A 19,518-nucleotide genomic window follows, 5' to 3' on the forward strand; every position below is an offset into this window, starting at 1 on the left:
TGCGCCGACCGGGAGACGCACGCCAAGTTGGTCCTGGCGGGTCGAGCAGACACCACCGTAGCCATCGCATTGACCATGAATGGGTTCCGCAGCCATGGCGAACACCCAGTCCACGCGCTGCCAGCGCGGCAGCATTCGCTCCAACGGGGTCAGCGCCATCCCAGAGGGAAGATCACGGTCGCCGGCCGCGTCGACCCCGCCACCGGCCGACGCCACAAGTGCCTGCCACTCTCCAACGCCTACCTGCGCAAGCTGCGCGTCCCGGAGGTGTCGATGAGTCGCAGGTCCCAGCCACTTGGGCCTTGCCCGCTGTCGCGCCGGACCAGGATCGGGGTGTGGACGTCGGGGGCTGGGCGGCCGGCCGCTTCCCATTCGGATAGCCACCCGCGCAGCACTGCCAGAGACGGGGAGTCGGAGCAGTCGGCAACGATCATGCCGTCCTGCTGAATCACAGCTGCCGTGGTCGGGGTCGAGTGCCCCAGGGCCCACAGGTCCGGGCTCAGACCAGTCATGGTCACGTACGGGTTGCCCTTGGCCGCGACGAAAGTACGCCAGGATGGCCAGTCCACTTCAGGTCCGTCGTACGGCTCGATGTGCGCGTCTTTCACCAGCCGATCCAGCGTGGCGCGGGCACCGCTGTTCCGCCAATTGTCCTTGCCGCGCCAAGCGACAGAGATCCAGGAAGGCGCGGGTACACGGTTCTCCCAGTCCACCCACCGTCCCGGCAGATCGAGATCCCCCTTCGGCGAGGCGGTCGCCTCGATGTATCCGCCCGTGAAGATCGCCTCAACGTCCGGCTGGCCGTTACGGACCCGGATCCTGGCAACGACTGTCATGTTGGGCACAGCCGCAATCGGCAGCGGAGCCACCACGAGCCCGCCGTCGACCATTTGGCTCACCCATGCCTCAGGCAGTAGTGGTGGCGTGCACCACGCCACCACCCTGTCGAACGGGGCCCGGCTGGGGAAGCCGGCCGTGCCGTCGGCGGTGTAGCAGCGGACGTTGCGCAGGCCCCGATCGTGGTGGATGAGGTTGGCCCAGCGGGTCAGGTAGTGGTCGATGTCGAGGCTGGTCACCTGGCCGGTGGGCCCGACGAGTTGTGCGAGTAGGGCGCCGGAGTAGCCGGACCCGGTGCCGAATTCGGCGACGTTCGTGCCTGATACGAGCCGGGCCAGCGAGTCAGCGCCGCCCAGTTTCTTGCCCGCACGGTTGTCAGTGCCTGGTGCAGCTGCTGGTCGTCGGCGCCGCAGTCACCGATGACCGCCAGTGCCAGCGGGCCGGAGCCTGCCGATCGTACTTGGCCGGTGGCCCAGCCCACGGTCCATGCCGCGGCCAGGCCCGGTACGGGCTTTCTGTTCCTCGGTAGCCGATCGTGTCGGCTCGCTCCGTACCATCCTGTGCTCCACCGCATCAGCAGCCCGCTCTCGTCGCTCTCGTTCTTGGTGGTCGAAACGGAACGGGCGCCGGGCTGCTGGCGGCCGTGCCCCAACACGGTCCTCTCCGAAGCCCCGGCGCCCGTTCAAGTCCGCCTGGGGCCGGGCTGCGGCGCACATCCGCCCGGCCCCAGGCAGCCGATGGATCAGGCGTTCTTGTACTGGGTGTCGTCGGCGGTGTCGAAGTTGTTCGTGCCCAGCGTCACCTTGACGACGTCACCGGCGTCCAGGACGACCGGAGCGGTGTACACGGGAGCGGCGGTCTGCGTGTTCATGATTCCTGCCTTCATGGTGTTCCGTCCCTCGCGCCCGGGAATGGGCGCGCTGTGGACGTCGTACCTCGCCACGCGGCCGGGGTCGGGAAAGCCGTAATGTCCCCGGCCGCTGGCCCTGACAACCAGTCAACTCAGGTTGCGGCTTCGGCGGTACGGTGTCGGGCAGGCAAAGCGGTATATCGGGTATACGGGGCAGGTACTCATGACCAAGTGCACGCCGAATCACCAGCTGAGGAACCTGGTCGCCGAGTCCGGGCTGACGTACGAGGCCCTGGCCAAGGAGGTGCGCGCCGTAGCCGCCGAGTGTGGGGCGGGGAACCGACGAGATCCGGCAGCAGATGCTCTCCCCCGCCAGCCGCGGTGTGCATCTGCTCGGTTGGAAGTCCTACGACGCAGGACAGCAGGGCCTGGCCCAGCGCTATTACCTTCAGTCCTACGCACTCGCCGTCGAGTCCGGTGTTCCCGGGCACGATGGGTTCGTGATGCGCACGATGGCCATGCAAGGGCTCAAGCTGCACCGGCCCGAGCACTGCCAGGCCCTTGCTGAGACCGGGTTGAACCGCGCCAAGGGCAAGGTGGACGTGCAGACCGAATCCCTTTTCCGTGTCGTGCACGCCCACACCCTGGCCAAGTCCGGGCAGAGGCAGGCGGCCGTCGTTGAGGCCGAGCGGGCGCGTACTCTCCTCGCCGCCGACTGTGGGGGCGAGATGCCGTTCTGGGCTCTCGCTTGGGGCCCGCCTGCCGCGTCGGTCTACTCGCGCAACGCGAAGGTCTACGAGACGTTGGGCGATCGAAGGAACGCAGCGGAGCAGTACGCGCGGGCCGCCGCATCCCGCCCGGCAAGCTATGCGCGAATCGTCGCCCTCGACCTGGTGGCGAGCGCGGAGATGCAGCTCAAGGGTGGCAGCATCGAGCAGGCGTGTGCCACCTGGAACAGGGCGATGGACCACATGGACGGTGTGCGGTCCGTCCGTACCCGCAAGGCTGTGACGGGGATGCGCAGTGGGCTCGCTCGCTTCCGCGCCCGCGGTGTGCGCTGTGCGGCTGATCTGGATGAGCGGGCCGTGGAGTTCCTCGCCGCAACCTGATCGCCAGCCAGCCGCCGGAGTGGCGCGACGACAGCAATACGTCAGCCGAACGTTCGTCAAGTCGTGGGAGACGACGTCCTCCCATCTGCGAGCCCACTTCGATCAGCCGCTCGAGTTCTCCCGCTACCCAGCCGCAGAGCGGCTCATCGGGGATGCGGAGCTCAGCCAGGAGCAGCGTGCCGAGACCATGCTGGTTCAAGCAATGGTTACCGGCCCGTGCTCAGTCGAGGCAGAACTCGTTGCCCTCGATGTCCTGCATCACGATGCACGACTCATTGTGGTCATCGGCAAGCAGCAGCCGCACGCGTATCGCGCCGAGCGCGACCAGTCGTGCGCACTCGGCTTCGAGCGTGGCGAGGCGCTGTTCCCCCACGAGCCCGGTGCCGACTCGTACGTCAAGATGCAGCCGATTCTTGACGACCTTGCCTTCGGGGACGCGCTGAAAGTACAGTCGCGGGCCCACGCCTGAGGGATCACCGCAGGCGAACGCCGAACCCTGCCGCTCAGGCGGCAGAGATCGATCGAAATCGTCCCATGTAGCGAACCCCTCCGGTGGCGGCGGTACGGCGTACCCCAACACCTCGCACCAAAAGCGAGCGACGCGCTCGGGTTCCGCGCAGTCGAAAGTGACCTGGAACTGCTTGATCGATGACATCGGCGCACCGTAGCAGGGGAACTCCGTTGTTCATTTTCCGGTGAGGAACATTGGCCCGTCGGCGCCTCGCCTCGGTTCACGACGCCCGCATGCCGCCGTCGACGGAGAGGACCACTCCGGTGACGTAGGAGGCGCGGTCGCTCAGTAGCCAGGCGGCGGCCTCGGCGACTTCCTCGGGCTGGGCCGCGCGGCGCAGTGGGGTGCGCGCGTTGAGTTGGTCGACGATGCCAGGCGACTCCGCTTCCCAGTGGCGCATCATCTCGGTCAGCGTGGTGCCGGGGGCGATGGCGTTGACGCGGATGCCCTCCGGGCCGTAGGCGACGGCGGCCGACTCGGTGAGGCTGTGGACACCTCGCTTCATCGCGCTGTACGCGGGCAGTACGGGGTTGCCCTTCCAGCCGCCGACGGACGAGGTGTTGACGATGGCGCCCGTGCCGGCGGTCGCCCTGATCGCGGCGATCTGAGCGGCCAGGGCCAGCCAGACGCCCTTGAGGTTGACGCCGTACTGCTCGTCGAAGTCCGCCTCCGGCACCTGGTCCATCGGGCCGGGCCGCCGCGTGCCGATCGCCCCGTTGTTGAAGGCGACGTCGAGTCGGCCGTACGCCTCCACCGTGCGGTCGACGGCGGCGCGCACGCTGGTCGCGTCGGCCAGGTCGCACACCGCGTACTCCGCGGTGCCGCCCGCCGCCCGGATCTGTTCGGTCACCGCTTCGAGCTGGTCCTCGGTACGGGCCGCGAGCAGTACCCGGGCGCCTTCCCGGGCGAAGAGGCGCGCCGCGGCGGCGCCGATGCCGCGGCCGGCTCCGCTGATGAAGGCGACCTTGCCCGCCAGCAGACCCGGAGCGGCGGGGGCGGAGGTGTCGGTGGTGTGGGTGTTGTCCATGCCGATGAGCCTGGGCCCGGCCGCGTACCTGCATCCAGGCACCGGCGGTACCTGGATCGGCTTCGTCGGCCCGCTGACACTGGGGGACATGGACAGGCGAGAGCTGGCCGGTTTCCTGCGCAGCAGGCGCGAGCGGATCACCCCCGCCGATGTGGGGCTGCCCGCCGGGCCGAGGCGCCGTACCCCGGGGCTGCGGCGCGAGGAGGTGGCGCAGCTGGCGTTCATCTCCACCGAGTACTACACGCGGCTCGAGCAGGCCCGCGGCCCGCGCCCCTCGCGCGAGGTGCTGGCCGGACTGACCCGTGCCCTGCGCCTGTCGGACGCCGAGCGCGCCCATCTGCACTACCTCGCCGGTGCCCCGCCCGCCCCACCGCCAGGGCCCTCCCGCGAGGTGCGCCCGAGCATCCTGGACCTGCTGCGGCGGTTACCGCACGCCGCGGCGCTCGTACTGTCCGCGGCCTATGAGGTGATCGCGCACAACGACCTGGCGGCCGCCCTCCTGGAGGACTTCTCCGCCCTGCCCCGGCACGAGCGCAACTTCCTGCGCCGCACGTTCCTCGATTCTTCGGCGGGGGAGCGGCAGTGGTACAGCCGTTCCGGTATGGAGATCTTCGGCCGCACCGCGGCCCGGCACCTGCGGGCCGCCGCTGCCCGGTACCCCGACGACCCCGAAGTCGCCGCGCTGGTGAAGGACCTGCTCGCCGGCAGCGCGGAGTTCGCCCGGCTGTGGGCCGCCTACGACATGTCGGTGGAACCCGCCCCGCAGAAGACCTTTCGGCACCCCCTGATCGGTCCCATCACGCTCAACTGCGATGTCCTGGACATCGCCGACCGGGATCAGCGGGTCGTGATCTACACGGCCGATCCCGGCTCCCCGGCGGAGGAGGCTCTGCGGCTGCTGTCGGTGATCGGCATACAGCGCCTGGACGTACCCGGCTGACCGCGGCTCAAAGGCTCGATATGCCATGGATGACCGCCGGCTCCGGACTCAGGTGGGCGAGCAGCGCCTCTACGAGCGCTTCCAGGGCCGCGACGGTGGCCGGTTCGGTGAACCGGCCGTCCTCGGCGGCGATCGCGTCGGCGCGTGCGAGGGCGATTTGTGGCGCGGCGATGAGCACCGCGCCCGAGCGCTCCAGCACCGTCCGCAGTCCCGACTGGGCCTCCATCGCGCCGCGGGCACTCGTACTCGCGCTGAGCATGGCGACCGGCTTGTCCGTCAGGGCGCTGTCCCCCCAGGGCCGGGAGAGCCAGTCCAGCGCGTTCTTCAGCACCCCGGACACCAGCCCGTTGTAGGACGGTGTGGAGATCAGGACGGCGTCGGAGGCCGTCACCAGGTGGCGTGCGGCATGTACGGCCTCGTGTCGCTTGCCGCTCTCGTCATCGCTCTGGTGGTAGTAGGGCAGTTCCTCGATGGCGAGCCGTACGGCCGCCGCCGGTTCGGGGCGACCGGTGAGCATTCGTTCGATGGTCGCGATCGCCATGGTGTTGAGCGAGTCGTGACGAAGGCTGCCCGAAATGAGAACGATCCTGGTCATGCTGCTCTCTCCTTGGTTTTCCGGGAGTACGGCGAGCAGGGGTCCTCTCCATCATGCAACGCCGACTCACTCATTGTTGACACCGGCCGTGTAAATAAAACAGGAAACATACTTCACCCGGAATCGGTCGCTCTGCCACAAATGCAGTGAGAAGGGCGCCGGGATTCGTCGAGGGTGATGGGGGTTCGGCCGTGATTCGCGGAGAACTCCCTGGTGAGAGCGGTGGTATGGAACTGGTACCGATAAGGAATCGGACTGGTAGCCCCGGTGGGCAATCTAGTCCCTGCCTGAAGTTCGCGGCGTCACAACGCGTTTTGTTTCGCCGTTGGGCTCCGGGCGTGCAACCCGCCCCATCCGTTTTCACGGAATGTTCGTGGGTGACGATCCGTAACCCGGATCAAGCCCTGGTGTGTGGGTTCACAAAAGCGCCCCTCGATTCGGCGAAGGAGGTGAATTCAGATGACCAAGCTCGTCCGCCGCGTGACTCGCGCCGCCATCTGAAGAAGGGATCCGGTTCCACCGGACCCGTACTGCGGGAACAGGACACGCCGCCGACAGCCAGGCTGCTCGGCCACGTGATTGACCCGCCCTGAGCCCTGACGCACCTTGTCGAGGGTCTTGCCCCCGGGGGGAGGTCACCTCCCCCCGGGGGCGCATCGCATCGTAGCCGTCCAGACAGGGAGGAGTCCGGTCTCATGGGCGCGCTTGAACGGATCACCCGCATCGTCAGTCAACCCGGACACGGACTGTTGGCCTGTGACGTCCGGGGTGGGCTGCACTGGCTCGACCGCAACCTCAACATCCGCGTCTCGTCCCCCCTCCCGGCGACTGCCCAGGCCCCCTCCGGGGACCCCGTCTACGCGGTGAAGGTCGTCGGCGACTGGATCATCACCCGGGACAAGGCCGGCAACATCTGCCGCTGGGACACCGAGACGCTCCGTCTGAGCGATCGGCTCGATGCGGCGTCCACCGCCAACACCGAACATCTGCTGGAGGGCGAGCAGCCGTCGCCCACCATGCTGCGCGGCATCGGCGTGTGGCAGGGCAAGGCGTACCTCAACAACGGGTACTTCCAGGTCGTCGTCCTGGACGTCGAGTCGTTCACCGTCGACCGCATCTCCCTGTGGCCGCACGGCTACGACATGCTGGAGTGGTTCTGCACGGACGCGCCCGGTGTGCACGCGGTCTCCGACCGCAGCGGCCATATCCATCTCGGCTCCCTGCCCGACCTGGACTTCCCAACGGTGGTGCAGGTCGACACCTCCAATGTGCACCGCGTGGTCTACGACGAGCGCCACGACAGGTACTGGGCCATCTGCGACGCGGGGCTCGGCCCCACGCGCAACATCAGCAACGGCGTGGTCACCCTGGGCCTGGACGGCGAGATCGACCAGCGCATGGACATCGCGCGCAACGACGTGGAAGGTCTCGTCTTCTCGCCCGACTTCTCCCGGGCCTACATCGGCGGCTTCGACGGGGAACTGGTCGTCTTCGACAACTCCACGCCGCGACTGAGGATCGAACAGCGCATCCGCGGCTTCAGCCACCAGATCATCGATGTCACCGTCGACGAGGACGGCAGGATCTACACCCTCACCCAGGACGGTGAGGTGACGGCCCTCTCCCCGCAGGGCAAGGTCCTCACCCGGCTCGGCCATCCCCGCCAGTGCGTATGGGACATCCAGCCGCACCCGGCGGAGCCCGGGGCGCTCGTCGTGGCCACCGACGACGGTGCCTTCGAGGCCCGTATGCGCACCTCGCCCGCGGGCCACGCCTCGCTCGAGGTGACGGGCCGCCACCGCACCGGGCTCGGTTTCTCCCGCCGGATCCGCGCCGCCTCCGACGACCTGGTGGGGGCGTTCTGGCCATCGCGACTGCGCCGGTTCACCACCGCGGACACCACGGTGTGGGAGGCACAGCTTCCCGGCATCATCCACACCGTGGCCGTGTCGCCGGACGGCGGCCGGGTGCTGGCCGCCTGCAACGCCGGCGGATACGAGTTCGACGCCGCGACCGGCGAGCCGACCTGGCAGGTCGAGGACCTGCCCGCCAGCGCGTGGGCCTGCGCCTACCTGGACGACGGCCGCCGGCTGCTGGCCACGCGCAACGGACAGCTCACCGCCTACGGTGACCAGGCCGAACCATCCTGGTACGCCGAGCTGAACAGCTACCCCAAGCGGCTCATCACCGACGGCGACCGGGTGCGGATCACCGGGGGCGGCGGCGTCAAGGAGATCGTGGTGGGCGAGGACAAGCCCACCCGCCAGTTCACCGAACTGCTCGACAACACCGCCGAGAACTGCGCCCTGATCGACGGGGTGCTCTGCGTCGTCACGTACGGCATGCAGGTCGCCGCGTTCGACTACGACACCGCCGAACTGCTCGACTTCCACGAGGACTTGCCCGACTTCGGCAAGGGCATGGCCGCACTGCACGGCCCGGACGGCCGTGCGTATGTCGTGGTCGGTGGCCGCGGCGGATTCCTGCGGCTGTATCTGATGGAGCGCACGGGCCGTGGCCGAGTCCTCACTCCGCTGCGCGACCTGTGGCTGCCGCTCTCGGACCGGCCGGTGTCCTCCGCCGGTACGACCGGTTCGGCGGGTGCCACCGGTTCGGCGGGAGCCGCCGGTGCCGCCGGTGCCGCCGGTTCCGCCGGTGCCACCGGTGAGGAGGCCGCCGTACGATGACCGACGCAGGGACCGCGGAGGAAGCGGGCTCCGTGACACCGGACGGAGCGGGCGCGCACGCGGCCGACGAGTCCGTGGAACCCAACCCGCTCGCCGACCGCAGGTTCCTCGTCTTCGCCGCGGGCAACGCGGCCAACAACGTCGGCGAAGCCCTGTACGCCACGGCCCTGCCCCTGCTGGCCTACCAACTCACCGATTCCTTGGTGGTGATGGCCTGGCTGGCCGCCGCCGTCCCCGTGAGCGACCTGTTCGCCCCCGCCCTCGGGGCGTGGGCGGACCGGCGGGGCGTGCGCGGCCTGATCGTCCAGGGCCTGCTGGCGCAGGCCGGCGCGGCGCTCGCCATGAACCTGCTGCTGCTCGGCGGTCATTCGGCACCGTGGCTGCTGTTCCTGTGCGCGGTGGTGCTGGAGACCGGGGGGCTGGCCTACCGCACCGGCTGGATGACCGGGGTCCCCGCCCAGTTCCCCGACTGTCCCGTACGGGCCAGAGGCACGCTCAACAGCCTCTTCCTGGCGACCACTCTGGCGGGCCCGCTGCTCGTGGCCGCGCTGCTGCCCTGGGTGGGGTACCAAGGGCTGCTGTGGCTCAACCTGCCCACGTTCTTCGCCCCGCTGGTGGTCTGGGCCGTGGGGGTCAGGCCCGCACGCTCCGCCCCCGCGTCCCCGCACAAAACCGCCCCCGTATCCCCGGACGAAACCGCTCCCGTATCCCCGGACGAAACCGCTCCCGTATCCCCGGACAAGACCGCCCCCGCGCCCTCGCACGAAGGCGGCCGGACCGAGGGCGGGCCCCGGCGTACGGCACCGCGGTGGGTGAAGCGGCGGGCGGCCGGGGCCCAGGCGCGGGCCGGGGCCGAGGCGCCACCGTCACGTATCCGCGACGGCTGGGACGCCATCAGGCAGGACAAGCGCATCAGCGTCATGCTCGTGGCGGACATGGTGCTCAGCGCGGTGTGCGGCACCGGGCTGACCTCGCTCATCGTCTACCACCTGCGGCATGGGTGGGCCCTTTCGGGCCAGCAGGCCGGCCTCGCGATCGCGGGGATGAACGTGGCGTCATTGGTCGGCAACCTGCTGGTCTCCCAGCGCCGCCGACTGCGGCCATGGACACCGATGACGCTCGGTGTGGCCGCGCGGTCCGTCGCGCTGATTCTGATGATCGTGCCGATATGGCCTGTCTTCATGTTCGCGGTCGTGCTCGGGGCCCTGGGACAGGGCGCCGTGATGGCGACGGTGGTCATGGCACGCGTCCGGTACCTCCCGCCCGGTGTCCTGGGCCGTGCTTCCGGTCTCATCTGGCTCCTGACCGGCGGTGCGGCCCTGCTGTCCCCCGTGTTCGTGTCCGCACTTGACGATGTCGTGGGCACGCCCCCCACCTTCCTGGTGCTCGGGATCGCCACTACGACGGTGCTGCTGCACCTTCGACTCACGCGTGCCGCGTGGCGGCCCGTGCCGAGGCCGCAAGAACCGGCAAGGAGGACGAACGAACCATGATCGAGCCACGCGACGACGCCCATCCGCAGGCCGAGGCCGAGCCGTCTGTGAGCCTGCTGGACGGCGACACCGGCGCGCTGCCCGCCGCACGGATCCGCCGCAAGGTGCGCATCCCGCTGCACCACGGCTCGGCGGAACCCATCGCAGCCGACGTGATGACCTTCGGCGGGCTCCTGGACGGACGCGAGCACCTCGCGCTGCGGCTCGGGCCCAGGCACCCCGAAGTGCCCCTGGTACGGGTCCACTCGGAGTGCCTCACCGGTGAGGTGCTCGGTTCGGCGCGCTGCGACTGCGGGCCGCAGCTGCGGGAGGCGATGCGCCTGATCAATACCGCCGGTGGCACCCTGCTGTACCTGCGGCAGGAGGGCCGCGGCATCGGTCTGTACAACAAGCTGGACGCCTACAGCCTCCAGGACCAGGGCCTGGACACCTTCAGCGCCAACCGGGCGCTCGGCCTCGACGACGACCTGCGGGACTACGGGGTGGCCGCGCAGATGCTGCGAGCGCTCGGCGAGGTCGAGATCGACCTGCTCACCAACAACCCCGACAAGCGCGAACAACTGCGCCACTACGGCATCGCGGTGCGGCACACCGTGTCCACCGGCGTGTACGCCAACCCCCACAACAGGGGGTATCTGACCGCGAAGGTCGCCCGCACCGCGCACACCATTCGGCTCGAGGAGTCAGCATGATCCGTCATCTCGGACCCATCAGCGGCGTGGCCGCCCACGGTGGGAACCTCATCGCCACCGCGGGCTACGACAACCAGGTCATCCTCTGGGACGCCGCGACCCGCACCTCGATCAGCCGCGTCCACCACGACCACCTCGCCAACCAGGCCGCCTTCAGCCCGGACGGGCGCCATCTGGTGACCTCGTCGAGCGACTACACGGCACGGCTGTGGTCCGTGCCCGACCTCAAGCTCATCGCCGTCCTCAGCGACCACAAGGACGACGTGGAGATGTCGGCCTTCCACCCCACCCTCGAACTGGTCGCCACCGCCTCCCGCGACCACGGAGTGCGGGTGTTCGACTTCTCCGGCAGGCTGACGGCCTCCTTCGAGGGGCACACCGCCGACGTGATCTCCGTCGCCTGGGCGGGGGACAGCAGGGAACTGCTGACCTCGAGCGACGACGGGACCGTCAAGCGCTGGTCGCTCGATGCCGGCGGACTCGTCTCCGAGGTCGACCTGGGCGGGGCGGAGACCGACACCATCGCCATCACCCCGACCGGCACCGTGTACGCAGGCAACGACGATGGCGAGATCGTCATCATCGCCGACGGGACCGCCAACGCCACCCCCGCGCACGAGGCGGGGATCAAGCGCCTCGTGCACAACGCCTCGTCGCGGTCGCTGGTCAGCCTCAGCTACGACAGGACGCTGCGGGTCTGGGACACCTCGGGCCCCGGGGGCGAGCTCAACCTCCTGCACACCAGCGAGTATCCGGCCGAGGTGTGGGCCCGCTCCTGTGACTTCCTGGACGACACCACACTCGTCTTCGCCACGTTCGGCTCCACCTACGCCACCTACCACCTCACCGATCAGCGGTGGGACCTGTCCGGCGTCATGCCCACCGCCTGTGTCAACTCCGTGGTCGCCGATGCGGCGGGGCGCGTGTGGACGGTCGGTGACGCGGGGATCGTGTGGCGGGACGGCGCAGAGGTCTCGCGCCCCGGCAGCCTGTGCAACTTCCTCGTCGAGGCCGGTGGTCGGATGCTGACGGGCGGTCAGCTCGGCCAGGTGTTCGACGCGGCCGACGGCCATGTCATCCATCAGCACAGGTCGCCGCTGAACTGCGGTGCCGCCTTCACCAGGGACGGCAGGCCGCACGTGGTGATCGGCGCCTACACGGGCGAGGGTCTGGTCTTCCAGCTCACCGAGGGGGGAACCTTCGAGCTCGTCGCCACGCTGCCGCTGCACACCAACGCGGTCAAGGGCGTCGCCGTCTCCGGGAACACCCTGTTCGCGGTGTGCGCGGACACCTCGGTCTCCTGGTTCTCGCTGGACACCCTGACCGAGACCGGCCGCCTGGACGACGCCCACCGGCGGATCGCCAACGGCTGTGCGGCCCTGCCCGGCGGCGTGTTCGTCAGCGTTTCCCGCGACCTGACGCTGCGCACCTGGCAGCAGGAGAAGTGCGACACCATTCCCACGCCCCACGACCACTCGGTCAAGTGCGTCGCGGCATCTCCCGACGGCCGTCTCGTCGCGACGGGCTCGTACGCGGGCGCCATCGCCGTCCACGACCTCCGCACCGGCGCGTGGCCGTTCATCGGCCGCCCGACGACAGCGGGCATCTCCTCCCTCCACTGGGACGCGGTGGGAGCCCGCTTCCTCGCCTCGTCGTACGACGGATCCGTCCACCCCGTCGACCTCGCACCGGTCGGGGCGGCCGGATGAGCACCACCGTATCCGTCGTCAATCCGAACGACCTCTCCGACCGGGCCGCCATGGGACTGCCCGACTCCTTCGTGGACCGCACCGACCACGCGGGACTCACCGCCCACACACGCCGTCTGGCGTGTGAATCGCCGACGACACTGGTACGTCTCGTCCAGGACCCGGCCCGGACCCCGACGAGCCGGCTCACCGCGGGCAGACTGCTCGGCCTGCTCGGGGATCCGCGTATCGACACCTTCGACCCGGCCATGGTCGACGTACCGGCGGCCCGCGTATGGCTCGGACTCGACTTGGCGGACGTCGACGCGGTCGTGCGGAAATGGGGCCACGTCGGTGTGGTGCGCGATTGGATCGAGAAGGAGACCCCCAGGTACGAGGCGGACATCGGCGCGTTCCGCATCGCCCGCTATCCCGTGACCAACCAGGAGTACCGGGACTTCCTCGGCGAGAACCCGGACGCCTCGCTCCCCACGTCATGGACGTTCGGGGTGTATCCGGCCCACCTGTCCAACCACCCGGTGTGGACCGTCGCACCCCGGGACGCCGACGCCTACGCCGCCTGGCTCGCGCGCCGCACCGGCAGGGCGTTCCGGCTGCCCACGGAAGCGGAGTGGGAGTACGCGGCGAGCGGTGGTGACGGCCGTGACCACCCCTGGGGCGACGCACCGAACGAGGACCATGCCAACACCGTGGAGACGGGGCCGCTGTCCACCACACCCGTGGGGATGTATCCCGCGGGGCGCGGGCCGTTCGGCGCCGACGACATGGCGGGCAACGTGGAGGAGTACGTGGCCGACGACTACCGGCCCTACCCCGGTGGCCGGTCCATCGACGACGACCTCGGCAGCGGTGTGGACACCTACCGGGTCAGCAGGGGCGGCAGCCACACCCGCTATGACGACCTCGCCCGCTGCACCCGCAGACACGGCTATCACCACCGGCTCATCTACGCCATGGGCTTCCGGCTGGCCGAGACGCCGGACACCGGCGACACGGTGCGATGACGCGGATGCCGGAAGCACCGTGGGACGCGGGCCGCTCCGACCGTTCCTCCGAAGGTATGGATCATGGAGATCGACTACTGGAACCCCAATGTGCACTACCACCCGTGGATCCTCGACAGCATCGGCGACCACCCCCGTGAAGCACTCGACATCGGCTGCGGCGACGGTCGCCTGGTCCGGGCCCTGGCAGATCGGGTGCGGCATGTCACCGGCCTCGACTCATCGGCCGCCATGGTCGAGCACGCACGCTCCGCCAACCGGGACATCGCGAACGCCGACTTCGTGGAGGGCGACGTCTTCGACCTGGCCGGCACGGCCCTGCCGCATGAGCACTACGACGTGATCACCATGGTCGCCGTCGCCCACCACCTGGGTACGGACCGCGCGATCCGGACGGCCGCCTCGCTCCTGGCGCCCGGTGGGCGGCTCGTCGTGGTCGGCCTGGCCGCGCCCCGCTCCGCCGTCGACTGGCTGGCGCTCGTTCCCGCTCTCCTCGCCATCCGCCGCGAGGCCAAGCGGCACGGCGGGAAGCGCGCACAGGACGGCCTTCCCGTGGCCGAGCCCGATATGACCTGGTCCCAGGTCCGCCACACCGCTCACCTTCTGCTCCCGGGCTCGCGATGGCGCCGCCGTCTCATGTGGCGCTACTCGCTGCTGTGGGAGAAGCCCGGAGCCCCCGCTCGTAGGCACACCGCCCCGGACTTCTGACACCTCAGCTCCCCGTCAGCCGCCCATCAGCCGCCCTTTACCGCCCGTCCTGGCCGAGCGGGCGACGCACTGTCGGCCGAAGGGTTCTGCGCCTGTTGGCAGAGGGCCATGGCTCTGCTGAGCTTGGCCGCGTGATGGCTCAGACCCCACTGGCGGGCCTGGCTGATGATGGCGAGGATGTTGCTCCGCTCGCGGTCCAACCACCGCAGGGCGTGGTCCGGGCCGCCGTGCGGCGGCGACGCGCTGCCGTTGCCGATCGACCAGGCCGGGCGGTAACGCACCTGGCCGGTCAGCAACACATCACAGGCACTCTCCACGCGTGTCACGGTCTGGGCGGCCAACCGCCCGACGGCCTCGGTCTCCTCGGCGGAGTTCGGGGCGGGCAGGGAGCGGGCGAAACTGTGGACGAGGCTATGGAAGGAGTACCTGCCGAACTCGAACTGCTGAAGAAGGTTCACATCCAGCAGGTACTCCAGGATCCGCTCCGCGCTGTCCGGACCCGTGCCCAGCAGGGCGGCGGCCGCGGACACGTCGAAATCGGCGCCCGGGTGCAGAGTCAGCAGCCGGAAGGCGTCCTGATGGGCCGGCTCCATCACCCGGTAGGACGTGCGCAGAACCCCGGCGACGCTACGGTCGCCCGACTCCAACTCCCTCAGGGCGTGGGTGTCGTCTTCGAGCCGGTCCGTCAGATGACGCACGCTCCAGTGCGGCCGCTTGCGCAATCGGGCCGCGCAGATCCGCAGCGCCAGCGGAAGGCCCCCACAGAGGCTGACCAGGCGGGCGGTCGCCTTCGGTTCCGCGGCCACCCGCTCGTGGCCCAGGAGCCGGCGCATCAGCTCCACACCGTCCTCCTCGCCCAGCACGGCGAGCGAGAGCTCCTCGGCACCTTCCAGCTCCGGCAGCCGGACGCGGCTGGTGATGAGCACGAGACTTCCCGCCGCGGTGGGCAACAGCGGTCTCACCTGGGCGACATCCCACGCATCGTCCAGGATCAGCAGTATCCGCCGTTTCGCACTGGTCATCCGCCACTTGGTCAGACGGCAGTCGTTGTCATCGGCGACGCATTCGTCCGCCACTCCCAGGGCCCGCAGCAGATCGCCGAGACCCCGCTCGGGGGAGAGCGGTTCCTCTGCCGAGGCGAAGCCGCGCAGGTCGAGATAGAGCTGGCCGTCCGGGTAGTCGCCCGCCAGCCGATGTGCGACATGCATGGCGAGGGCCGTCTTGCCGCTTCCCCCCATTCCCTCGACGACCACGATCCGGGGGCCCGTCTGCTCGGCCACGGGGTGCGCCATCGTCGTCAGCCGGCGTAACTCGTCCTGGCGTCCGGTGAAATCGGCGAGGTCGCGCGGGATCGAGCGTGGAGCGGCCACGATCGAAGGCTCTTCTGCGGGAGGCTTCTGGTCCCGGCCCGCGGTCAGCCAGGCTTCGCCGCGCAGGATCGCCTCGTGCAGCTCCGTCAGCTCGGGGCTGGGGTCGATGCCCAGCTCCCCCGCCAGCAGTGACCGTATCCTGGCGTATTCCTCCACCGCCTCGGCCTGCCGGCCCGCCCGGTACAGGGCGAGCATGAGTTGACGCATCAGGGTTTCCCGGAAGGGGTGGGCGACGACGGACTCCCGGAGGTCGGCGATGAGTTCGCTCGTCTCACCCAGGTCCAGCCGTAGGTCGAAGCAGTGCTCGATCGCGGCGATATGACGTTCTTCCCAGGCGGGCCGCAGGGTGTCGATCAACGGTCCGCCCGCTCCGACGAGTATGGAACCGCGCCACAGCCCCAATGCGGCAGTCAAATCGGCGACCGCGTCCTTGAGGCGCCCCTCCGCGTGGGCGGCCTGCGCACGATGCGTCCAGAGGTCGAAGAGCCGCAGATCCAGGCTGTCGTCGTCGACCACCAGGCGGTACCCATGGCGCTCGGTGAGGATGATCTCCTGGCCGGACGGGATCTGGTGTCGCAGCCGGGCGACGGCCTTGCGGATCTGCTGGGTCGCCGTGGAAGGGGGGTCTTCGCCCCATACCGCTTCGACCAGTCGGGGAATCGGCACCACCCATCCCGACTCGAGGAGCAGCAACCCGAGGACGCGCTCGTTGACAGGGCCATCGAGATTTAATCGCCTGTCACCGTCCCATGCCTCCAGCGCGCCGAGAATTTTGAAACACAGATGGTTTGGGGGGTTCGACTGCATGATTGTGCTCCCACTGGTCGCGTCCCCCGTACACGCACAGAGCCTCCGCGTGGCCTCCCGCACTGCTTGCAAGGTGCTTGTTGCCCCTCAGATGGTCATGCCATACATGCGGTCGGATCAAGAGTTGCACTTATTGGAGTCTGCCTCCGCGGCGGTTCCTTGACATCCAACTTCACTGAACATAACTGTGGGTAGTCAAGGCGGGAGGCCAGGTACTTCTCGAGCAGGTGCTGTGCGAATTGCGCGGGAGCGATGACCTTGTGGGGAATGTCCCACTGTTGGGGCCTCATGGTCCCGTGTATGTGCTTACCGGTGCCTTCAATTGAACTGTGCCGATATCGCTGATATCGGGTCACAAGGTCTGGTCCGGCGGCAGCGGCACGATGCTCACCGCACGGTAGTCGTACCCGTCCTGTTCGAAGCCGGGGGCTTCCCATACGAGGTCGACCCGCTGTCCGGGCGAGAGTGTGCGGAAGCCGGTCGCCTGGATGTTGGAGAAGTGGCCGAAGCAGCCGCCGGGGGTCTCGGGGGAATCGAGCACGCCCCACCCTTCCTCGTCGCTCCACTCGCGGACGGTCGCCATCACCATGGGGTGGACCCTATGGGCTCCGGCGGCCTCGGCGCAGTTGGATTTCGAGGGCGCGCGGCCGTGCGGGTCGCCCCGGCTCCTCCATCGGACCCGACGGTCGGGGTGGCCGCTCCGGACATCCGGCACTCGTACAGCTGTCGGCAGCGGCCCGAGATCCACAACTCGGCCGTCGCCCGTGGGACCGCTCGCGGCAACCGGCCGGCATCCGCCGGCCCACCGACCAGCACTGCGGTACCAGGTCCCCGGTCCTCGGCTCCGGCCGACACACGATCATTCGCAAGCCCGATGCCTCCTTCCGCCGGCGGGAGCCACCATGCTGGTGGAGACCTGCGAAGAGGAGCGCGTCATGTCATATCCGGAATTCCTCGAGTACCCGGAGCCCCGCTACCACGGCGACACGGGCGAAGTGAACGCGGCCTTCCGCCCGGCCAATACCCCACCCGACATCTCCTCGCCCGGCGGTTCTACCCACTACCTCGCCACCAATGAATCGACGGGTGGGGAATTCGGCCTGTACAAGATGGAGTTGGGCGCCCGGTCCGCCGGAGCGAAGACCCACTTCCACAAGGCCATGTCGGAGTCCTTCTACATCCTCTCCGGTGAACTGGAGCTCTACAACGGCGAGAGGTGGGTCACCGGCCGTGAGGGCGATTTTCTGTATGTACCGGTCGGCGGCCTGCACGCCTTCAGGAACGAAACCGACGAACCCATGTCCATGCTCTTGCTCTTCTCCCCGGGCGCCCCACGCGAGGAATACTTCGAGCGGGTCGCGGAGATGACGCGGCGCGGCGGGGAGGAACTCGAGCGGTTTCGCATCCGGCACGACAGCTACTTCGTGGAGGACTTCGAGCCCGAGGGGGAGTAGCCGCAACAGGGGTCTTGTCCGATCAGGCCGGCGAGGCGATCACGGGACGAGTATGAGCTTGCCGCCGGGTCGGCGGGACCGGCTGAGTTCGGCCGCCTCCTGGATATGGTCGAGCGCGTAGGCGCGGGCCACCGATACGACCAGGACGCCTTCACCGGCCAGCCGCGCGAACTCGTCCATCCGGTCGTAGCGCAGGTCGATTTGGGTGATCCTGGCGCCCAGCTCGGCCGCGGCGGCGAAGTCCGAGACGGTGAGGACGCGGTCGGAGTCGCCGGTGAGCCCGATCAGGGTCGGCAGCGAGCCGCCGGCCGGGGCGGCCTGGTCGGCACGGTCGATCCGGCCGCCGGTCGGAGCCGTGTCCAGGGCGCGGTCGAGGCGGCCTCCGGCCAGTGCGGCGACGCGGTCGGCCATGCCGTCGCCGTAGCCGGTCACCCGGGCGCCGATCTCTTCCAGGGCGGCGGCCCGCGCCGGCCCGGCGGTGGCGATCACCCGGACACCCCGGTGCAGCGCGAGGCGCACCGCCGCCTCACCCACAGTGGAGCCCGCGCCGTGGACGAGCAGCACCTCACCCGGCTGGACGCCGAGGTCGTCGAGCGCATGCCACGCCGTCTCGGCCGCCATCGGCAGCGCGGCGGCCTGCTCGGCGGTGACGCCCTCGGGAATCCGCGCCCAGGCCGCCATCAGCGCATACTCGGCGGCGCCGGCCGTCGGGCCGTCGAAGGCCGCCGGGCCGAACACGCGGTCGCCGATCTCCACGCCGGTGGTGCCCTCCCCGAGCGCGTCGACGGTGCCCGCGATCTCGAAGCCGATCCCGCGCGGCAGCGGCGGCAGACGGTCGGCCAAGAGGCCGTCGATCACCGCCCAATCGGACGGGGTCAGACCACACGCCCGCACGGCGATCCGGATCTGACCGGGGCCCGGCTCCGGCTTCGGGACGTCGCGGAGCACGATCACGTCCGGGGATCCGAACCGGTCGAACTGAAGAGCCTTCATGACGATCTCCCTGTGTGATGACAGCATCTGCTGTCATCGACCCTAACACCCATGACGACAGCATCTGCTGTCATATCCTGGTGGGCATGCCACGATGGGAATCCGACGCACAGGGCCGACTCGAGCGGGCGGCGCTCGAACTATTTGAGACGCAGGGGTTCGAGCGCACCTCGGTCGCGCAGATCGCGCGTACCGCCGGTCTGACCGAGCGTTCCTTCTACCGCTACTTCCCCGACAAGCGGGAAGTCCTCTTCGCCGACAACGAGCTGGAGGCTCACCTCGTCGCCCAGGTCGAGGCGGCCGACCCAAGCCTCAGGCCGATCGAGGCGCTGCTGACCGCGCTGGGAACCGCGGACGAGGTCTTTCATCCGCGCGATTTTCTGCTGCGCCGCATCAAGGTGATCGCCGCCAACCCGGCACTGGCCGAGCGTGATCTGATCAAGCTCGCCGACATCGCCGACGCGCTGGCGCGGGCACTCGAACGCCGCGGCGTCGAGCCCGGCAAGGCACGCTTCATCATCGACGTGGCGATAGCGATCTCCCGGCGCGCCACATCCCGCTGGCTCGCCGAGCCGGACGCGGCGCTCTCCGAACTCGTCGCCCAGGCCGCCGCCGAACTGCGCGAGACGGTCACGCCGCCGGGCCCGACGGTCCGCTGAGTCCGCCGTGTGCGGATCTTCTGTGAGGGGACTCCGGCCCCGCGGTCCAATGTCGGGGCCGGAGTCCTTGCCC

The 19,518-nt window shown here is 69.4% G+C and carries 18 protein-coding genes; 10 read left to right on the forward strand and 8 right to left on the reverse strand.

Annotated features, from left to right (window positions below; translation table 11 throughout):
- Positions 1-239: 239 nt before the first annotated feature.
- Together NQU54_RS16055 and NQU54_RS16060 are read right to left on the reverse strand one after the other, a co-directional pair.
- On the reverse strand, positions 240-1,250 hold the full coding sequence (locus tag NQU54_RS16055; RefSeq protein ID WP_306278772.1) for a protein-L-isoaspartate O-methyltransferase family protein: 1,011 nt from the start codon (positions 1,248-1,250) through the stop codon (positions 240-242).
- A 329-nt stretch (positions 1,251-1,579) separates the two neighbouring features.
- Complete coding sequence (locus tag NQU54_RS16060) at positions 1,580-1,708, reverse strand: lasso RiPP family leader peptide-containing protein (RefSeq protein ID WP_142881440.1); 129 nt, start codon at positions 1,706-1,708, stop codon at positions 1,580-1,582.
- Positions 1,709-2,013: 305 nt separating this feature from the next.
- Between NQU54_RS16060 and NQU54_RS16065 the strand changes: the two genes are divergently transcribed.
- Entirely contained in the window at positions 2,014-2,796 is a 783-nt protein-coding gene (locus NQU54_RS16065; RefSeq protein ID WP_257631655.1) for an NsdA family TPR-like regulatory protein, read from the forward strand.
- Positions 2,797-3,016: 220 nt separating this feature from the next.
- Here NQU54_RS16065 and NQU54_RS16070 read toward each other — a convergent pair whose 3' ends face one another.
- Complete coding sequence (locus NQU54_RS16070; protein WP_257631656.1) at positions 3,017-3,451, reverse strand: VOC family protein; 435 nt, start codon at positions 3,449-3,451, stop codon at positions 3,017-3,019.
- Between the two features lie 76 nt (positions 3,452-3,527).
- Entirely contained in the window at positions 3,528-4,334 is an 807-nt protein-coding gene (locus NQU54_RS16075) for an SDR family NAD(P)-dependent oxidoreductase (protein ID WP_257631657.1), read from the reverse strand.
- An 88-nt stretch (positions 4,335-4,422) separates the two neighbouring features.
- Between NQU54_RS16075 and NQU54_RS16080 the strand changes: the two genes are divergently transcribed.
- Positions 4,423-5,274 carry a helix-turn-helix transcriptional regulator gene (locus NQU54_RS16080; protein ID WP_257631721.1) on the forward strand — a complete coding sequence of 284 codons (852 nt, stop codon included), beginning with the start codon at positions 4,423-4,425 and terminating at the stop codon, positions 5,272-5,274.
- A 7-nt stretch (positions 5,275-5,281) separates the two neighbouring features.
- Here NQU54_RS16080 and NQU54_RS16085 read toward each other — a convergent pair whose 3' ends face one another.
- A complete protein-coding gene (locus tag NQU54_RS16085; RefSeq protein ID WP_257631658.1) occupies positions 5,282-5,869 on the reverse strand; it encodes an NADPH-dependent FMN reductase in 588 nt (195 codons plus the stop codon).
- 695 nt (positions 5,870-6,564) lie between these two features.
- Here NQU54_RS16085 and NQU54_RS16090 point away from each other — a divergent pair.
- The 6 genes from NQU54_RS16090 to NQU54_RS16115 all read left to right on the forward strand — a co-directional run bounded on the left by NQU54_RS16090 (position 6,565) and on the right by NQU54_RS16115 (position 14,162).
- Positions 6,565-8,556 (forward strand): outer membrane protein assembly factor BamB family protein, encoded by a 1,992-nt coding sequence (locus NQU54_RS16090; protein WP_257631659.1) that lies wholly within the window; start codon positions 6,565-6,567, stop codon positions 8,554-8,556.
- On the forward strand, positions 8,553-10,049 hold the full coding sequence (locus NQU54_RS16095; RefSeq protein ID WP_257631660.1) for an MFS transporter: 1,497 nt from the start codon (positions 8,553-8,555) through the stop codon (positions 10,047-10,049). Before NQU54_RS16090 ends, NQU54_RS16095 begins: the two co-directional genes overlap by 4 nt.
- Positions 10,046-10,741, forward strand: coding sequence for a GTP cyclohydrolase II (locus NQU54_RS16100; protein WP_079153428.1), 696 nt, complete (start codon positions 10,046-10,048; stop codon positions 10,739-10,741). Before NQU54_RS16095 ends, NQU54_RS16100 begins: the two co-directional genes overlap by 4 nt.
- Positions 10,738-12,450, forward strand: coding sequence for a WD40 repeat domain-containing protein (locus tag NQU54_RS16105; RefSeq protein ID WP_257631661.1), 1,713 nt, complete (start codon positions 10,738-10,740; stop codon positions 12,448-12,450). The genes NQU54_RS16100 and NQU54_RS16105 overlap by 4 nt, the downstream gene beginning before the upstream one ends.
- The gene (locus NQU54_RS16110; protein WP_257631662.1) at positions 12,447-13,454 is read left to right on the forward strand and encodes a formylglycine-generating enzyme family protein; all 1,008 of its coding nucleotides are present in this window, start codon (positions 12,447-12,449) and stop codon (positions 13,452-13,454) included. The genes NQU54_RS16105 and NQU54_RS16110 overlap by 4 nt, the downstream gene beginning before the upstream one ends.
- 63 nt (positions 13,455-13,517) lie before the next feature.
- Positions 13,518-14,162 carry a class I SAM-dependent methyltransferase gene (locus tag NQU54_RS16115; RefSeq protein WP_257631663.1) on the forward strand — a complete coding sequence of 215 codons (645 nt, stop codon included), beginning with the start codon at positions 13,518-13,520 and terminating at the stop codon, positions 14,160-14,162.
- A gap of 26 nt (positions 14,163-14,188) precedes the next feature.
- On the opposite strand, the gene NQU54_RS16120 is transcribed toward NQU54_RS16115, so the two are convergent.
- Positions 14,189-16,339 (reverse strand): AfsR/SARP family transcriptional regulator, encoded by a 2,151-nt coding sequence (locus tag NQU54_RS16120; RefSeq protein WP_257631664.1) that lies wholly within the window; start codon positions 16,337-16,339, stop codon positions 14,189-14,191.
- Positions 16,340-16,691: 352 nt separating this feature from the next.
- Entirely contained in the window at positions 16,692-16,928 is a 237-nt protein-coding gene (locus tag NQU54_RS16125) for a cold-shock protein (RefSeq protein WP_257631665.1), read from the reverse strand.
- 346 nt (positions 16,929-17,274) lie between these two features.
- Here NQU54_RS16125 and NQU54_RS16130 point away from each other — a divergent pair, with 346 nt between their 5' ends.
- On the forward strand, positions 17,275-17,793 hold the full coding sequence (locus tag NQU54_RS16130) for a cupin domain-containing protein (protein ID WP_257631666.1): 519 nt from the start codon (positions 17,275-17,277) through the stop codon (positions 17,791-17,793).
- A 39-nt stretch (positions 17,794-17,832) separates the two neighbouring features.
- Here NQU54_RS16130 and NQU54_RS16135 read toward each other — a convergent pair whose 3' ends face one another.
- On the reverse strand, positions 17,833-18,786 hold the full coding sequence (locus tag NQU54_RS16135; RefSeq protein ID WP_257631667.1) for an NADP-dependent oxidoreductase: 954 nt from the start codon (positions 18,784-18,786) through the stop codon (positions 17,833-17,835).
- Between the two features lie 86 nt (positions 18,787-18,872).
- Here NQU54_RS16135 and NQU54_RS16140 point away from each other — a divergent pair, with 86 nt between their 5' ends.
- Positions 18,873-19,445 carry a TetR/AcrR family transcriptional regulator gene (locus NQU54_RS16140; protein ID WP_257631668.1) on the forward strand — a complete coding sequence of 191 codons (573 nt, stop codon included), beginning with the start codon at positions 18,873-18,875 and terminating at the stop codon, positions 19,443-19,445.
- Positions 19,446-19,518: the final 73 nt, after the last annotated feature.

The organism is Streptomyces malaysiensis subsp. samsunensis (assembly GCF_024519315.1).
In the GTDB taxonomy this organism is placed as follows: domain Bacteria; phylum Actinomycetota; class Actinomycetes; order Streptomycetales; family Streptomycetaceae; genus Streptomyces; species Streptomyces malaysiensis.

Excerpts from the sequence above, each read along its gene's own strand:
- NQU54_RS16095 (WP_257631660.1), top strand. The coding sequence starts at position 8,553 with ATGACCGACGCAGGGACCGCGGAGGAAGCGGGCTCCGTGACACCGGAC.
- NQU54_RS16080 (WP_257631721.1), top strand. The coding sequence starts at position 4,423 with ATGGACAGGCGAGAGCTGGCCGGTTTCCTGCGCAGCAGGCGCGAGCGG.
- NQU54_RS16105 (WP_257631661.1), top strand. The coding sequence starts at position 10,738 with ATGATCCGTCATCTCGGACCCATCAGCGGCGTGGCCGCCCACGGTGGG.
- NQU54_RS16120 (WP_257631664.1), bottom strand. The coding sequence starts at position 16,339 with ATGCAGTCGAACCCCCCAAACCATCTGTGTTTCAAAATTCTCGGCGCG.
- NQU54_RS16070 (WP_257631656.1), bottom strand. The coding sequence starts at position 3,451 with ATGTCATCGATCAAGCAGTTCCAGGTCACTTTCGACTGCGCGGAACCC.
- NQU54_RS16135 (WP_257631667.1), bottom strand. The coding sequence starts at position 18,786 with ATGAAGGCTCTTCAGTTCGACCGGTTCGGATCCCCGGACGTGATCGTG.
- NQU54_RS16140 (WP_257631668.1), top strand. The coding sequence starts at position 18,873 with ATGCCACGATGGGAATCCGACGCACAGGGCCGACTCGAGCGGGCGGCG.
- NQU54_RS16115 (WP_257631663.1), top strand. The coding sequence starts at position 13,518 with ATGGAGATCGACTACTGGAACCCCAATGTGCACTACCACCCGTGGATC.
- NQU54_RS16075 (WP_257631657.1), bottom strand. The coding sequence starts at position 4,334 with ATGGACAACACCCACACCACCGACACCTCCGCCCCCGCCGCTCCGGGT.
- NQU54_RS16085 (WP_257631658.1), bottom strand. The coding sequence starts at position 5,869 with ATGACCAGGATCGTTCTCATTTCGGGCAGCCTTCGTCACGACTCGCTC.
- NQU54_RS16060 (WP_142881440.1), bottom strand. The coding sequence starts at position 1,708 with ATGAACACGCAGACCGCCGCTCCCGTGTACACCGCTCCGGTCGTCCTG.
- NQU54_RS16100 (WP_079153428.1), top strand. The coding sequence starts at position 10,046 with ATGATCGAGCCACGCGACGACGCCCATCCGCAGGCCGAGGCCGAGCCG.
- NQU54_RS16125 (WP_257631665.1), bottom strand. The coding sequence starts at position 16,928 with ATGGTGATGGCGACCGTCCGCGAGTGGAGCGACGAGGAAGGGTGGGGC.
- NQU54_RS16110 (WP_257631662.1), top strand. The coding sequence starts at position 12,447 with ATGAGCACCACCGTATCCGTCGTCAATCCGAACGACCTCTCCGACCGG.
- NQU54_RS16130 (WP_257631666.1), top strand. The coding sequence starts at position 17,275 with ATGTCATATCCGGAATTCCTCGAGTACCCGGAGCCCCGCTACCACGGC.
- NQU54_RS16090 (WP_257631659.1), top strand. The coding sequence starts at position 6,565 with ATGGGCGCGCTTGAACGGATCACCCGCATCGTCAGTCAACCCGGACAC.